Annotated in this window: 16 protein-coding genes and 1 riboswitch; all 16 genes read left to right on the forward strand. The window is 73.2% G+C overall.

The genetic code is table 11. From position 1 onward, the window contains the following. Positions 1-56 precede the first annotated feature (56 nt). The 16 genes from Asera_RS21715 (at position 57) to Asera_RS21790 (ending at position 14240) form a co-directional block, all read left to right on the forward strand. Positions 57-2753 carry a DEAD/DEAH box helicase gene (locus Asera_RS21715; RefSeq protein WP_030446116.1) on the forward strand — a complete coding sequence of 899 codons (2697 nt, stop codon included), beginning with the start codon at positions 57-59 and terminating at the stop codon, positions 2751-2753. A gap of 91 nt (positions 2754-2844) precedes the next feature. Beyond that, on the forward strand, positions 2845-3354 hold the full coding sequence (locus tag Asera_RS21720) for a DinB family protein (protein ID WP_030446115.1): 510 nt from the start codon (positions 2845-2847) through the stop codon (positions 3352-3354). Between the two features lie 229 nt (positions 3355-3583). Continuing rightward, positions 3584-4252, forward strand: a complete 669-nt coding sequence (rpe, locus tag Asera_RS21725; protein WP_030446114.1) for a ribulose-phosphate 3-epimerase — start codon at positions 3584-3586, stop codon at positions 4250-4252. Next, positions 4249-5223, forward strand: a complete 975-nt coding sequence (locus Asera_RS21730; RefSeq protein ID WP_030446113.1) for a response regulator — start codon at positions 4249-4251, stop codon at positions 5221-5223. The genes rpe and Asera_RS21730 overlap by 4 nt, the downstream gene beginning before the upstream one ends. Before the next feature lie 86 nt (positions 5224-5309). After that, positions 5310-5466, forward strand: a riboswitch (FMN riboswitch). 112 nt (positions 5467-5578) lie between these two features. After that, entirely contained in the window at positions 5579-6187 is a 609-nt protein-coding gene (locus Asera_RS21735; protein WP_030446112.1) for a riboflavin synthase, read from the forward strand. Positions 6188-6204: 17 nt separating this feature from the next. After that, positions 6205-7449 carry a bifunctional 3,4-dihydroxy-2-butanone-4-phosphate synthase/GTP cyclohydrolase II gene (locus Asera_RS21740; RefSeq protein WP_157034803.1) on the forward strand — a complete coding sequence of 415 codons (1245 nt, stop codon included), beginning with the start codon at positions 6205-6207 and terminating at the stop codon, positions 7447-7449. Further along, complete coding sequence (gene ribH / locus Asera_RS21745; protein WP_030446110.1) at positions 7449-7928, forward strand: 6,7-dimethyl-8-ribityllumazine synthase; 480 nt, start codon at positions 7449-7451, stop codon at positions 7926-7928. Before Asera_RS21740 ends, ribH begins: the two co-directional genes overlap by 1 nt. Before the next feature lie 157 nt (positions 7929-8085). After that, positions 8086-8694 (forward strand): hypothetical protein, encoded by a 609-nt coding sequence (locus Asera_RS21750; RefSeq protein ID WP_157034790.1) that lies wholly within the window; start codon positions 8086-8088, stop codon positions 8692-8694. Positions 8695-8795: 101 nt separating this feature from the next. Then, entirely contained in the window at positions 8796-9059 is a 264-nt protein-coding gene (locus Asera_RS21755) for a phosphoribosyl-ATP diphosphatase (protein ID WP_030446108.1), read from the forward strand. A 48-nt stretch (positions 9060-9107) separates the two neighbouring features. Then, complete coding sequence (hisG, locus tag Asera_RS21760) at positions 9108-9953, forward strand: ATP phosphoribosyltransferase (RefSeq protein ID WP_030446107.1); 846 nt, start codon at positions 9108-9110, stop codon at positions 9951-9953. After that, positions 9950-11116 (forward strand): DMT family transporter, encoded by a 1167-nt coding sequence (locus tag Asera_RS21765; RefSeq protein WP_169745834.1) that lies wholly within the window; start codon positions 9950-9952, stop codon positions 11114-11116. Before hisG ends, Asera_RS21765 begins: the two co-directional genes overlap by 4 nt. A gap of 31 nt (positions 11117-11147) precedes the next feature. Beyond that, positions 11148-11699, forward strand: a complete 552-nt coding sequence (locus Asera_RS21770; protein WP_425305950.1) for a PH domain-containing protein — start codon at positions 11148-11150, stop codon at positions 11697-11699. A 386-nt stretch (positions 11700-12085) separates the two neighbouring features. Beyond that, positions 12086-12643: a translation initiation factor IF-3 gene (gene infC, locus Asera_RS21775; protein WP_030446104.1), complete on the forward strand. Its 558-nt coding sequence runs from the start codon at positions 12086-12088 to the stop codon at positions 12641-12643. Positions 12644-12695: 52 nt separating this feature from the next. Then, complete coding sequence (rpmI, locus tag Asera_RS21780; RefSeq protein WP_030446103.1) at positions 12696-12890, forward strand: 50S ribosomal protein L35; 195 nt, start codon at positions 12696-12698, stop codon at positions 12888-12890. A 91-nt stretch (positions 12891-12981) separates the two neighbouring features. Beyond that, positions 12982-13353, forward strand: a complete 372-nt coding sequence (gene rplT / locus Asera_RS21785; RefSeq protein WP_030446102.1) for a 50S ribosomal protein L20 — start codon at positions 12982-12984, stop codon at positions 13351-13353. Positions 13354-13367: 14 nt separating this feature from the next. Further along, on the forward strand, positions 13368-14240 hold the full coding sequence (locus Asera_RS21790; RefSeq protein WP_051802197.1) for a TrmH family RNA methyltransferase: 873 nt from the start codon (positions 13368-13370) through the stop codon (positions 14238-14240). The last annotated feature ends 281 nt before the right edge of the window (positions 14241-14521 follow it).

The following is a 14521-nucleotide window of genomic DNA, read 5'->3' on the forward strand; positions in this document are numbered from 1 at the left end:
CCCCTACCGGGATATGCGCGGGCGGCGGGGCCATCCGGGCGCCTAGCCTTGCGGGTATGAGCACCTCACCCGGCCGGCCCGCGTTCGCCGACTTCGCCGCCGACCTCGGTTTCGAACCCGACGAGTTCCAGGTGGACGCCTGCGCCGCGGTCGAGGACGGCAGCGGCGTGCTGGTCTGCGCGCCGACCGGGGCCGGCAAGACTGTGGTCGGCGAGTTCGCGGTCTTCCTCGCGCTGCGGCTGGGCCGCAAGTGCTTCTACACCACGCCGATCAAGGCGCTGTCGAACCAGAAGTACAACGATCTGGCCGCCCGGCATGGGTCGGCCAACGTCGGGCTGTTGACCGGCGACAACGCCATCAACCCGGACGCGCCGGTGATCGTGATGACCACCGAGGTGCTGCGCAACATGCTGTACGCCGGATCGTCCACTCTGGACGGTCTGGGGTACGTGGTGATGGACGAGGTGCACTACCTCGCCGACCGGTTCCGCGGCGCGGTCTGGGAGGAGGTCATCATCCACCTGCCGGCGTCGGTGATGCTGGTGTCGCTGTCGGCGACCGTGTCCAACGCCGAGGAGTTCGCCGACTGGTTGGTGACCGTACGGGGCCGCACCGAGGTGGTCGTCTCCGAGCACCGGCCGGTACCGCTGTGGCAGCACATGCTCGTCGGCCGCCGGATGTTCGACCTGTTCCACGACCAGGCCGCCGCGCGCAAGCACGAGGTGCACCCGGAGCTGTTGCGCAACACCCGTGAGCAGCTGCGCCGGTTGGAGTGGGGCGGCGGGCGCCGGGGCCGGCCACGCCGCTGGCAGCCACCGGCGCGCCCGGACGTGATCGACCGGCTCGACGGCGCCGGGCTGCTGCCGGCGATCCTGTTCGTGTTCAGCCGGGCCGGCTGCGATGCCGCGGTGACGCAGTGCCTGCGCGCCGGGCTGCGACTGACCACCCCGGCCGAACGTGCCGAGATCCGCGCCCTGGTGGAGGAACGTACCGCCGCGCTGGCCGGCGAGGACCTCACCGTGCTGGGGTACTGGGAGTTCCTGGAGGGGTTGGAGCGGGGCCTCGCCGCCCACCATGCCGGGATGCTGCCGACGTTCAAGGAGATCGTCGAGGAGCTGTTCGTCCGCGGCCTGGTAAAGGCGGTGTTCGCGACCGAGACGCTGGCGCTGGGCATCAACATGCCGGCCCGCTGCGTGGTGCTCGAGCGCCTGGTCAAGTACAACGGCGAGGCGCACGTGGACATCACGCCGGGGGAGTACACCCAGCTGACCGGGCGGGCCGGGCGGCGCGGCATCGACATCGAGGGCCACGCGGTGGTGCTGTGGTCGCCCGACACCGACCCGCGGCACGTCGCCGGCCTCGCCTCGACCCGTACCTACCCGCTGCGCTCCAGCTTCCGGCCGTCCTACAACATGGCGGTCAACATCATCGAGATGCTCGGCTTCGACCGCTCCCGCGAGGTGTTGTCCCGCAGTTTCGCGCAGTTCCAGGCGGACCGCTCGGTGGTCGGCCTGGCGCATCAGGTCCAGCGCAACGAGGAGAACGCGCGGCGGCTGGCCGAGCGGATGCACTGCGAGCAGGGTGACTTCGCCGAGTACTTCGCCCTGCGTACCGCGATCACCGAGCGGGAGCGTTCCCTCGGCCGGCGCAGTTCGGCGAACCGCCGCGCGCAGGCCGCGCAGGCGCTCGCGATGCTGCGGGTCGGCGACATCGTCCGGATCCCGCACGGGCGCCGGGCCGGGCTCGCCGTGGTGCTCGATCCCGGCGACAGCGCCCGCGACGACCCGCGCCCGCTGGTACTCACCGAGGACCGGTGGGCCGGCCGGCTGCCCGGCTCGGAACTCGGCGACGCGGCGTCGCTGGGCCGCATCCGGGTACCCAAGCACTTCAACCACCGCTCGCCGCAGGCCCGGCGCGACCTCGCGGTCGCGCTGTCGCGGGCCGAGGTCGCCGTGGGCGAGGACAACCGGCGTTCGCGGCGCGGCCGGTCCGCCGCGGCAGACGACGAGAAGCTCACCGAGTTGCGCCGGCAGCTGCGCGCGCACCCCTGCCACCGGTGCCCGGACCGGGAGGACCACGCCCGCTGGGCCCAGCGGTACGCGCGGCTGCAGCAGGAGACGGCGGCACTGCAGGACAAGGTGGCCGGCCGTACGGGTTCGCTGGTGCGCACGTTCGACGACGTGTGCGCGATGCTCGCCGAGCGCGGCTACCTGGTTGCCGCCGACCACGGGTACGACGTGACCGACACCGGCCGCACCCTGGCGCGGATCTGGTCGGAGACCGACCTGCTCGTCGCCGAGTGCCTGCGCCAGGACGTCTGGGCCGGGCTGTCGGCCCCGGAACTCGCCGCCGCCGCCTCGATCCTGGTGTACGAGGCGCGCCGGGAGTCCGAGGACCGCGTCGCCGTGCCACACGGCAACGCGGAGGCGGCGATCGGCCGCAGCCTCGGCCTGTTCAGCGAACTGTTCGCCGCCGAGCAACGGTACGGGCTGCGGCTGACCCGCGAGCCGGATCTCGGCTTCGCCTGGCCGATGTATCGCTGGGCCCGGGGCGAGCCGCTCGCGAAGGTCCTCGCGAGCGCGTCCGGGGTGGACGGCGAGATGCCGGCGGGCGACTTCGTCCGCTGGTGCCGTCAGGTCATCGACCTGCTCGAACAGATCGCCGTACCGGCCGACGACACGCTGCGGCGCACCTGCCGCCAGGCGGTCGAGGCGCTACGCCGCGGCGTCGTCGCCTACACCTCGGTCGGCTGATCCGGCTCGGCCGGCCCGCGGCGGTCGCCCACGGTCGCGCCACACCGGACGGCGACCCCACGGCGGCGTGGTTTTGCGGCATCATGACCGGATGTCGTGGATCGCACCGGAGATCAAGCGCGTCGACGAGCCGTTCGTCGGTGACGAGCGCGCCGTCCTCGAAGGACTGCTGGAGTGGCATCGTGCCACCCTGCTGCACCAGTGCGCCGGCCTGACCGGCGAGCAGTTGGCCCGGTGGGCGGTGCCGCCGTCCAACCTGTCGCTGCTCGGGTTGGTGCGGCACATGGCGGAGGTGGAACGCCAGTGGTTCCGCCGCCGGTTCGGCGGCGCCGACCTGCCCGAGCTGTTCCCGGGCAACGACGTCGACTTCGAGCAGGCCGACCCGGCCGGCGCGGCGGACGACTACGCGACGCTGCTGGCCGAGCAGGACGGCGCCCGAGCCGCGGTCGCCGACCTGTCGCTGGACGCCACGTTCGAGCACCCCAAGTTCGGCGCCATGTCGCTGCGGTGGTGCTACGCGCACATGCTGGAGGAGTACGCGCGGCACAACGGCCACGCCGACTTCCTGCGCGAGCGCATCGACGGCCGTACCGGCGGCTGACCCACCGCTCGCGGCACCGGCCGGCGCGCCCGGCACCGATCGACTCGCCCGGCCACGTCGCGTGCGGCTGGTCGGCTGCGCCGGGCGCGGTCGCTGATCGGCCGCGCCGGGTGGTGGTCGGGCTGGTCGGCCGCGCCGGGCGCTCGGCGGGTCGGCCCGCGCCGGGTGGGGTGGCTGGTCGGCCCGCGCCGGGTGGGGTGGCTGGTCGGCCGGCCGTAGACTGCCGACCGTGGAGCACATCGAGCCGCTGATCGCACCGAGCATCCTGGCCGCCGACTTCGCGCGGCTGGCCGACGAGGCCGCCGCCGTCGCCGATGCGGTGGACTGGTTGCACGTCGACGTGATGGACAACCACTTCGTGCCCAACCTGACCATCGGGCTGCCGGTGGTGGAGAGCCTGCGCCGGGCCACCGACGTGCCGTTGGACTGCCACCTGATGATCGACGACCCGGACCGGTGGGCGATCGGCTACGCCGAGGCCGGCGCGTACAACGTGACGTTCCACGCGGAGGCGACCGACGACCCGGTGGCGCTGGCGCGCCGGCTGCGCGCGGCCGGCAGCAAGGCGGGTCTGGCGATCGACCGGGACACCCTGATCGAGCCGTACCTCGACCTGTTGCCCGAGTTCGACACACTGCTGGTCATGACCATCAAGGCCGGTTTCGGCGGCCAGCAGTTCCTGCCCGAGCTGCTGGACAAGGTGCGCGCGGTCAAGGCCGCCCGGGGCGAGCTGTCGGTGCGGATCGAGGTCGACGGCGGCATCAACGCCGACACCATCGAGCAGGCCGCGCAGGCCGGCGCGGACGCGTTCGTCGCCGGTACCGCGATCTACGGCGCCGAGGACCCCGCCGCGGCGGCGCGCGCGCTGCGGGAACGGGCCCGCGCCGCCGCCTCGTGACCGACCAGCGGTCGGCCGGGCCGGGTCGGGTGCTGGTCGTCGACGACGATCCGGACATCGTCCGCTTCGTCGAGATGAACCTGCGGTTCGAGGGGTTCGAGGTGGCGGTCGCCGTGGACGGCGCGCAGGCGCTGGCCGAGATCGCCCGGCACCGGCCCGATCTGGTGCTGCTGGACGTGATGATGCCCGAGCTCGACGGGGTCGAGGTGACCCGCCGGATCCGGGCCGACCCGCTCACCGCCGGGTTGCCGGTGATCATGCTGACCGCCAAGGGTCTCGGCGCCGACCGGGTGGCCGGGCTGACCGCCGGCGCCGACGACTACATCATCAAGCCGTTCGACACCCTGGAGCTGGTCGCCCGGGTGCGCTCGACGCTGCGCCGCAACCGGGAGGTGCGGGAGGCGTCGCCGCTGACCGGGTTGCCCGGCAACACCCGGATCCTGCGGGAGATCGGCGGCCGGGTACGACGAGACGACCGGTTTGCCCTTTGCTATGTCGACATCGACCGGTTCAAGAGCGTCAACGACGCGTACGGGTTCGTCCGCGGCGACGAGTTCATCAGCCTGCTCGCGCACGTGCTGTACGAGGCGGTCGTCGCCGTCGGCCCCCCGGTACCCTTCCTCGGCCACGTCGGCGGAGACGACTTCCTGGTGCTGTGCCAGCCCGGCCAGCTCGAGGCGATCACGGCGCAGGCGATCGCCGCGTTCGAGGCCGGCGTGGTCGAGCTGTACGACCCGGCCGACGCCGCCGCGGGGCATCTCCGGCTGCCCGACCGGCGCGGCGAGATTCATACGTTTCCGCTGGTCACTCTGTCGATAGGGGTGGCCAGCTCGCAGCATCGCAGGTTCGGCGACCCGCGTGAGGTGGTCGCCGTGGCCACCGAGATGAAGCAGGTCGCGAAGTCCCGGCCCGGGTCGTACGTGGCGGTCGACCGGCGCCGCAACCGCCCGGAGCCGGCCGACCCGCGCTGAGCGGAGCGGCACAGTGACCAACGAGACGCGGGTACCGCTCGGAGCCGCCGCCGCGGCGTGCCAAACTGGTGGTGCGAAACCAGCACGCGCGCTGGCGGGGTTCGGTGAAATTCCGAACCGGCGGTGACACGGCGAGTCCGTGAAGCCCGCGACCCGGCACTGTGGACGGCGACGACCACGGTGGCGGTGGATCCGGTGAGAGTCCGGAGCCGACGGTCAAAGTCCGGAAGGGAGCAAGCGCGCGGGCAGCGTCGGCGCGGCGTGCCGTGCCGGCGTCACGGCGATGCGTGCGCGTCGCCGTGTGCCCGCATGTTGCCCTGCCCGCCTCGCGCATCGAGGAAGGAGCGCGGGGCACATGTTCACCGGGATCGTCGAGGAGTTGGGCGAGCTGACCGCCGTCGAGCGGCTGGCCGACGCCGCTCTGTTCACGGTGCGGGGGCCGCTGGTGGCAAGCGACGCGGCGCGCGGCGACTCGATCGCCGTCAACGGCGTGTGCCTGACCGTGGTGTCGGTCGACACCGACGCCGGTACCTTCGTCGCCGACGTGATGCGCGAGACGCTGGAACGCTCCACGCTGGACGGTCTGGCAGCGGGTGACGGGGTCAACCTGGAGCGGGCCGCGAAGCTCGGCGGCCGGATCGGCGGGCACCTGGTGCAGGGTCACGTCGACGGCGTCGGTACGGTGCTCGACCGCCGCCCGGCCCAGCACTGGGAGGACGTGCGGATCGCGCTGCCGCCGGACCTCAACCGGTACGTGGTGGTCAAGGGGTCGATCGCGGTGGACGGTGTGTCGCTGACCGTCACCGAGGTCGACGACGTGTCGTTCGCGGTCAGCCTGATCCCCACCACCCGGCGGGCCACGACGCTCGGCTGCCGGCCGGTCGGCGGGCTGGTCAACCTGGAGGTCGACGTGATCGGCAAGCACCTGGAGAAGCTCGTCGGCTCGCCGGAGCGTGCGCTGTGACCGGCGTGCAGGCACCGGTGACCGGGTTCGGCACGGTCGAGCAGGCGATCGCCGACATCGCCGCCGGCCGACCGGTGGTGGTCATCGACGACCCGGACCGGGAGAACGAGGGCGACCTGATCTTCGCCGCGGCCAAGGCGACGCCGGAACTGCTGTCGTTCATGGTCCGCTACACCTCCGGCTACATCTGCGTACCACTGCCGGGCGCCGACTGCGACCGGCTCGCGCTGCCGCCGATGTACCACGTCAACCAGGACCGGCGCGGCACCGCGTACACGGTGACGGTGGACGCCTCGGAGGGGGTGAGCACCGGCATCTCCGCCACCGACCGGGCCCGGACGATCCGGCTGCTCGCGGATCCGGCGTCGACGGCGACCGACTTCCGCCGGCCCGGCCACGTGGTGCCGCTGCGGGCCCGGGAGGGTGGCGTGCTGCGCCGGCCCGGGCACACCGAGGCCGCGGTCGACCTGGCCCGGCTGGCCGGGTTGCCGCCGGTCGGCGTGCTGTGCGAGGTGGTCAGCCAGAAGGACGTCGGGATGGCCCGGGTGGACGAGCTGAGCGTGTTCTGCGCCGAGCACGAGCTGACCCTGATCACCATCGCCGACCTGATCGCCTACCGGCGCCGGCACGAGCAGCAGGTCGAGCGGGTGGTCAGCACCCGGCTGCCCACCCGGTACGGGCAGTTCCGGGCGGTCGGCTACCGCAGCCTGCTGGACGACTCGGAACAGATCGCGCTGGTCGCCGGCGACATCGGCGACGGCGAGGACGTGCTGGTACGGGTGCACTCGGAGTGCCTGACCGGGGACGTGTTCGGCTCGCTGCGCTGCGACTGCGGCCCGCAACTGGACGCGGCGCTGCACGCGGTGGCCGCCGAGGGCCGCGGCGTCGTGGTGTACCTGCGCGGGCACGAGGGCCGGGGCATCGGCCTGCTGTCCAAGCTCCAGGCGTACGAGTTGCAGGACGGCGGGGCCGACACGGTCGACGCGAACCTGGCGCTGGGGCTGCCCGCCGACGCCCGCGACTACGGCATCGGCGCCCAGATCCTCGCCGACCTCGGCGTGCGCAGCATCCGGCTGCTCACCAACAACCCGGACAAGTGGACCGCACTGGCCGGGTACGGGCTGCGCATCGCCGACCGGGTGGCGCTGCCGGTGCCGGCCGGACCGGACAACATCAACTACCTGAAGACCAAGCGGGACCGGCTCGGGCACCTGCTCACCGACCTGCCCGACTTCGACGAACTACGGGAAGGACACGCCTGATGGCCGGGCATGCCGCACCTGATCTGTCCGACGCGCTGCCGCAGGCGGCCGGGTTGCGGCTCGGTCTGGTCGCCGCCCGCTGGCACGAGAAGCTCACCGACCAGCTGCTCGCCCGGGCCGAGGCGGCCGCCGCCGCGTGCGGCGTCACCGACGTGACCTCGGTACGGGTGGCCGGATCGGTGGAGCTGCCGGTCGTGGCAGCCGCGCTGGCCGCCCGCTGCGACGCGGTGGCCGCGTTCGGCGTGGTGGTCAAGGGGGAGACCGAGCATTTCGAGATGGTGTGCCGGTCGGTCACCGACGGGCTGACCCGCGTCGCCCTGGACACCGGGGTACCGGTGGGGCAGGGGGTGCTGACGGTGCACACCGAGCAGCAGGCGCGGGACCGGGCCGGGTTGCCCGGATCCCCGGAGGACAAGGGGTTCGACGCCACCGTCGCCGCACTGGACGCGGCGCTGACGATCCGCGCGTTGCGCGACTGAACAGCGCCACCGCACCCCCGCCGCAGGACTGAACAGCGCCACCGCACCCGCACCGCGCGGGACTGAACAGGTCCACCGCATTCGCGCCGCGGGTGGCCCGGTTGCGGTGCCCACCTACCCTCCGGTCGCGATGTCTTCTGGGGGATTGGATAGTTCCGTGCGTATTCGACGAATCGTCGGCATTGTGGCGTTTGCCGCCGTGGCGATGGCAGCGCTGGCCGGCTGCAAGGACAGCAAGGACACGGCGAAGGCGCAGGCCCGGCCGAGCGCGTCCGCCTCGTCCGCCTGCGCCTCGGCCTCCGCCTCGCCGTCGGCGAGCAGCCAGGACGGCAACGGTGGCCTCGGCGCACCGAGCCCGTCCGCCGGCGGCCAGAACGGCGGCGATAACGGCCAGAACGGCGGGGACAACGGCGGCCTGAACGGCGGGGACAACGGCGGGCAGACCGGAACCGGCGACAACGGCGGCTTGAACGGCGGCGACAACGGCGGCGGGCTCAACGGCGGCAAGAACCCGACCGGCGGCGGACTCGGGGCGAGCCCCAGCACCGGTGGCGGGCAGCAGGCGGCCACCGGCTCGCCGAGCCCGGCCGACGGGCAGCCGTGCGGTCAGCCGTCGCCCAGCGCGTCGACGGCGCAGCCCGGCGGCGGTCAGCCGTCCACCAGCCCCGGTACCGGCGGGCAGCCCGGCCAGTCCACGATGCCCGGCAACGGCGGTACCAGCCCGAAGCCGGGCAACGGCATGCCGACCCTGCCGGGCGGGCACTGAGCCGCGGCGCGCGGCACCGGCCGATCGCGGTACCGCCCGGCCGGAGCGGTACCGCGGACCGGCCGTCGTCCCGCAGGGCGGAACTGCCAGAATGGGACCCCGTGAAGACCTTCGATCAGCTGTTCGCGGAACTGTCGGCCAAGGCCGCCGCCGCCGATCCCGACTCCGGGACGGTCGCGGCACTGCAGGCCGGCGTGCATGCGATCGGCAAGAAGGTCGTCGAGGAGGCGGCCGAGTCGTGGATGGCGGCCGAGCACGAGGGTGCCGACCGGGCCGCCGAGGAGATCTCCCAGCTGCTCTACCACGCGCAGGTGCTGATGATCGCGAAAGGTCTGACGCTCGACGACGTCTACCGACATCTGTAGCCGGTTGCCTCGTCCGTCCGCCCTTCGCCTTCCTCCGGGAGTAGTCCCATGCTGCGCATCGCCATACCGAACAAGGGGTCGCTGTCCGCGCCCGCCATCGAGATGCTGCGTGAGGCCGGTTACCGGCAGCGCCGCACCGAGAAGGATCTGACCTGCACCGACGAGGCGAACTCGGTGCAGTTCTTCTACCTGCGCCCGCGTGACATCGCCACCTACGTCGGCTCCGGCGACCTGGATCTCGGCATCACCGGCCGCGACCTGCTGATCGACTCCGGCGCACCGGCCGAGGAGATCCTCGAGCTGGGCTTCGGCGGCTCGGTCTTCCGGTACGCCGCGCGCCCCGGCACCGTGACCGAGCTGGCCGAGCTCGCCGACCGGCGCATCGCCACCTCGTACCCGGGGGTGGTGCACCGCCAGCTCGCCGAGGCGGGCGTGTCGGCGCACGTGATCCGGCTCGACGGCGCGGTGGAGAACGCGGTGGCGCTCGGTGTCGCCGACGTCGTCGCCGACGTGGTGTCCACCGGCGCGACCCTGCGCCAGGCCGGGCTGGAGCCGTTCGGCGCGCCGTTGCTGCGCTCCGAGGCGGTACTGGTGCGCCGGTCCGGGATGACCGGCAACGGTGCGGTCGCCCAGCTGACCCGGCGGCTGTCCGGCGTGCTGGTGGCCCGCCGCTACGTGATGCTCGCCTACGACGTGCGGGTCGAGCACCTGGACCGGGCGTCCGAGCTGACCCCGGGCATCGAGGCGCCGACCGTCTCGCCGCTGCACCGCGAGGGTTGGGTGGCGGTCCAGGCGATGATCGCCCGGGACGACGCGCAGCGGGTGATGGACGAGCTGTACGAGGTGGGCGCCCGCGCGATCCTCGCCACGGACATCAGCGCCTGCCGGCTGTGACCGGATCGCCCCACCGGGACGACGAGCCGCGGCCGGCGGCAGGTGCCGAGGCCGCGGGACAACCGGTCGGGGCGCCGCGCCCGGCTGGTGCCGAGGTCGCCGGGCAACCGGTCGGGTCGTCGCACCGGGCCGGTGCCGAGGTCGCGGGACAACCCGTCGGGTCGTCGCAGCGGGCCCGCCGCGGACCGCAGCCGGATGACGGCGGGCCGCTGGAAGGCCGGCTCGCCGGCCTGGCCGCGGGGTTGCTGCCGGCGCCCGCGGCGGTGGCGATCGCGCTGGTCGGCGGCGCCGGCTCGGCCGCCCAGGGGACGGTCAACGGCGCGCTCGCGCAGCGCCTCGGCACCCCGGTACTCGCCGCGCTGATCTCCAACGGCCTGGCCACGGTGCTGCTGCTGGTGGCCGCCTGCGCGCTGCCGGCGGTACGCGCCGGGCTGCGCCGGCTGCGGCACGACCGGCTGCGGCCCTGGCAGTACCTGGGTGGCGCGTTCGGCGCGCTGTTCGTGGCCGGCTCGGCCCTGACGGTCCCGATCCTGGGCGTCGCGATGGTCACCGTGGTCCAGGTGTGCGGTACCTCGGTCGGCGGCATCGTCACCGATCGGATCGGCCTGGGCCCGACCGGTCGGCTGCCCGTCAGCCCGGTACGGCTGGGCAGCGCGGCGCTCGCGGTCGTCGCGGTGGCGGTCGCCCAGCTGGGCCGGCCGGTCGGTCAGGTCGCGGTGGGGCTGGTCGGGTTCGTGCTGCTGCTCGGGCTGGGACTGGCGGTGCAGTCCGCACTGAACGGCCGGGTCAACCTCGTCGCCCGCAACGTCGGCTCCGCCTCGCTGGTCAACGCGCTGGTCGGGACGACGGTGCTGTCGCTTGCCACCGGTGTGTTCGCGTCGTTCGGTGCGCTGGCGCCGCACTCGCCCGGCGCCACCTGGTGGCTGTATCTCGGCGGGGTGCTCTCCCTGGTGGTGACCGGCGCCAACCTGCTCGCGATCCGCACCCTGGGGGTGCTGCGTACCGGCCTCGCGGTGGTCGCCGGTCAGCTGATCGGCGGCCTGCTGCTGGACCGGTTCGTCCCGGGCGGCGCGCACCCGACCCCGACCGTACTGGCCGGGGCGGCGCTGACGGTGGTGGCGGTGCTGCTGTCCGGAGTCGCGTCCGGCCGGACCCGCCGGTGACCGGGTGGGGGCGGCGAGGCAGACTCGACGTGTGAGTGCTGACGCGAGTCATCCGATCTCGCCGGCCGCCGGCACGTCGCCCGCCCCGGACGTGGACGTGCGGCCGCGCCGGGTGCGCTGGATCTGCACGATCGCGGCGATCGCGATCTTCATCGTCTTCGCGTCGACCGCGACCGCACTGACCGGCAAGACCGAGGGCGGCGGGGTGTTCCATCGCGGCGACCAGGTGGCGATGGTGATCCTGGGGGCGCTGATCGGGTTCGGGATCATGACGATCGCCCGACCCCGGGTGCGTGCCGACGCCGAGGGCGTGCGGATCCGCAACATCATCGGCGGCTACCAGCTGCCCTGGGACGTGGTGCGCGCGGTGAAGTTCAACCGCAGCTCGCCGTGGGCGAGCCTGGAACTCGCCGACGACGACGAGGTGGCCGTGATGGCCATCCAGGCCAGCGACAAGGAGTACGCGCTGGACGCGGTGCGGGCGCTGCGCCGCCTGCTCGCCGCGCACGGCGGCGCCAGCGGGCACCCCGGCGGCCGGCCGGGTGCGACCGGGCAGCCCGACACCGGACCGCACGCCTCCTGACCGGTACGGCGGCCGGCGGGGGCGCCGTCGGGGTTCCCGGCCGGGCCGCTACACTGGTCGGGCGTGCCTTCGTGGCCGACCGGGTGTCGGTTCGTGAAGTCACAGGTAGTGTTGACAGGACACCAAGTGGAGCCCCGCTCCCACCCGAGTCGCCGTTGCGGCGTCCGGGTCCGGTCCGATCGTCCGGCCACTGCGTGGTTGGGCGGTTGCTGACGGCCTTGCCGCCGGCACGACCGGTTCGAGCGGGCCTCGGCGTGATCGCCGGGGCCCTTTCGTGTGGTCGGGTGCCGCTTGGTGGGCTCGCCGCGCCGCGGCGGGCCGGAACCGCCGACATCGGCGGTTGGCAGGCACCGAGTTGAGGAGGCCACATCAGCGCCGAGCCACGCATCAACGACCAGATCCGCGCACGCGAGGTCCGGTTGGTCGGCCCCGAGGGAGAGCAGGTCGGAATCGTCCCGCTCGACCAGGCGATCAAGCTGGCCCAGGACGTGGACATGGACCTGGTCGAGGTCGCGCCGATGGCGCGCCCTCCGGTGTGCAAGCTCATGGACTACGGCAAGTTCAAGTATGAGAGCGCACTGAAGGCGCGCGAGGCGCGGCGCAACCAGCAGCAGACCGTCATCAAGGAGATGAAGCTCCGACCGAAGATCGACTCGCACGACTACGAGACCAAGAAGGGTCACGTCGTGCGGTTCCTCAAGGCCGGAGACAAGGTCAAGATCACGATCATGTTCCGTGGTCGCGAGCAGAGCCGGCCCGAGCTCGGGTTCCGGCTGCTGCGCAAGCTCGCCGAGGAGATCGACGAGCTGGGCTACGTGGAGTCGGCCCCCAAGCAGGACGGCCGAAACATGATCATGGTGGTCGCGCCGCATCGTGCCACCAAGGAGGCCGCACGCCAGGGCGGCCAGGCGTCACCGGACGAACCGGGCGCAGACGCCAGTTAGTAACCCGTCCCCGCCGGTTCCGGCGGGGACGACGTCAAGGAGACAAACCTCGATGCCGAAGAACAAGAGCCACTCGGGCATGACCAAGCGGGTCAAGGTGACCGGGTCCGGCAAGCTGCTCCACGAGCGCGCGAACCGGCGCCACTACGCAGAGTGGAAGCCGTCGTCGATGATGCGTCGGCTCGCTGGCACCAAGGAGTTCGCCAAGAACGACGTGAATCGGATCAAGCGGCTGCTGGGTCGCTGACCAGTCATCCCAGATCCGCCTCCCCGCGTCACCATCGCCGCCGCTGGCGGCCGGTGGTCGACGTCTGAGCAGTGAGCAGGAGAGAAGACCCGTGGCACGCGTCAAGCGGGCAGTGAATGCCCAGAAGAAGCGCAGGACCATGCTGGAGACGGCCAGCGGCTACCGCGGCCAGCGCTCCCGGCTGTACCGCAAGGCCAAGGAGCAGGTCCTCCACTCGATGACCTACGCGTACCGGGACCGCCGGGCGCGCAAGGGTGACTTCCGCCGGCTGTGGATCACCCGGATCAACGCGGCGGCCCGCGCGAACGGGATGACCTACAACCGGTTCATCCAGGGCCTGAAGGCGGCCGGTGTCGAGGTCGACCGCAAGGTGCTGGCCGAGCTTGCGGTCAGCGACGCCAAGGCGTTCACCGCGCTGGTCGCGGTGGCGCACCAGGCGGTGCCCGCCGCCGACGCCGCCTGAGCGGCGCCAGCTACATGATCGAACGACCCGGGGACGTCGGCACGGTGTACACCGAGCGGACACCCCGGGTCGTTCGTGCCCGGGCCCTGCTGCGCCGCTCCCGCCGGGACGAGGCGCGGCGGTTTCTCGCCGAGGGGCCACAGGCGGTGTCCGAGGCCCTTGCCGGCCGGGAGCCGGCGGCCGAGGAGCTGTTCGGTACCGAGGAGGCGCTGTCCCGGTACGCCGCGCTGGTCGAGGCGGCGACCGACGCCGGGGTACGGGTGTCCACAGTGACCGGCCGGGCGCTGGACTCGTTGGCGGACACCAGGACCCCGCAGGGCCTCGTCGCCGTCTGCCGGTACCGCGACGTCGAGCTCACCGCGGTGCTGGCGCGCCGCCCGAGGCTGGTCGCGGTGCTGGCCGGCATCGCCGATCCCGGTAACGCCGGTACGGTGCTGCGCACCGCGGATGCGGCCGGTGCCGACGCGGTGGTGTTCACCGACGACAGCGTCGACGTCTACAACGGCAAGTGCGTCCGGTCCTCGGCCGGCAGCGTCTTCCACCTCGATGTGGTCCGCGGTGGTGACCCGGTGGCGGTCGTCGCGGCGCTGCGGGCGGCGGGGTTGTGGGTGGTGGCCACGGACCTGCGCGGGGCGCAGGACCTGGACGAGCTGGCCGACGCCGGCGCGTTCGGGGTGCCGACCGGCTGGCTGTTCGGCACCGAGGCGCACGGCCTGTCCGCCGAGCTGTCCGCGGCCGCCGACGCGCGGGTGCGGGTGCCGATCCACGGCCGGGCGGAGAGCCTGAACCTGGCTGCCGCCGCGGCCGTCTGCCTGTACACTTCGGCCCGTGCGCAGCGCCCGCGGGGCGCCGCCGAACCGAACCGTATCGACGCCGAGGGGCGATGACGATGGCCGAGTCGCGGGCCGCACGTCCGTCCCGACCGGCGTGCCCGCCGGAGGGCGTCGACCGGCGCCCGGCCGGTCCCGGCACGGTTGCCCGCCTCCGGCAGCGCTCGTTTAGCCGGCCCGCCTAGCGCGGGCCGAGGAGCCTCCTCGCCCGGCGCGCTGGGCGGGCTGCGGCGAAGCCGCGCGGTCCGCGTCCGTAGACTCTGGCGCTGGCGTACCCCGTCGAACACGGGCGGTCGCCGGGCGACAGCTACCCCGCATCGGGGCCTTACCGGGAGAGT

Source organism: Actinocatenispora sera (assembly GCF_018324685.1).
GTDB lineage: Bacteria > Actinomycetota > Actinomycetes > Mycobacteriales > Micromonosporaceae > Actinocatenispora > Actinocatenispora sera.

Bases quoted from the DNA above. Each gene is read 5' to 3' on its own strand.
- ribH (WP_030446110.1), top strand. From the start codon at position 7,449: ATGGCCGGGCATGCCGCACCTGATCTGTCCGACGCGCTGCCGCAGGCG.
- Asera_RS21790 (WP_051802197.1), top strand. From the start codon at position 13,368: ATGATCGAACGACCCGGGGACGTCGGCACGGTGTACACCGAGCGGACA.
- rpmI (WP_030446103.1), top strand. From the start codon at position 12,696: ATGCCGAAGAACAAGAGCCACTCGGGCATGACCAAGCGGGTCAAGGTG.
- Asera_RS21715 (WP_030446116.1), top strand. From the start codon at position 57: ATGAGCACCTCACCCGGCCGGCCCGCGTTCGCCGACTTCGCCGCCGAC.
- Asera_RS21735 (WP_030446112.1), top strand. From the start codon at position 5,579: ATGTTCACCGGGATCGTCGAGGAGTTGGGCGAGCTGACCGCCGTCGAG.
- Asera_RS21720 (WP_030446115.1), top strand. From the start codon at position 2,845: ATGTCGTGGATCGCACCGGAGATCAAGCGCGTCGACGAGCCGTTCGTC.
- hisG (WP_030446107.1), top strand. From the start codon at position 9,108: ATGCTGCGCATCGCCATACCGAACAAGGGGTCGCTGTCCGCGCCCGCC.